The 225-nt window shown below is 60.4% G+C and carries 1 protein-coding gene; it reads right to left on the bottom strand.

Annotation, left to right across the window (positions count from 1 at the left end; all coding sequences use genetic code 11):
* The coding region (locus tag ABS769_RS22595) for a transposase (protein ID WP_317063475.1) at nucleotides 1-225 on the bottom strand (225 nt) is incomplete at both ends.

Consider the following 225-nt stretch of genomic DNA (forward strand, 5'->3'; position numbering starts at 1 on the left):
TCCCAAGGCTCGACCCGATTGGATTTCGGCGGGACCACCGGCACGAAGCCAAGATCGAGCGCTAACTGGCGGGTTTCGTTGCCTTCGTAAGCACGGTCCATCAACAAATGAATCGGCCGCTCCACTGGCCCCAGGTGTTCAAGCAACGCGCGGCCTGCAGGTGCGTCATGCACGTTGCCAGGCGTCAATCCAAAGGTGATGGCTGTTCGAGCATCTGCGGCAACC

Source organism: Xanthomonas hortorum, from assembly GCF_040279205.1.
Lineage (GTDB): Bacteria > Pseudomonadota > Gammaproteobacteria > Xanthomonadales > Xanthomonadaceae > Xanthomonas > Xanthomonas hortorum_F.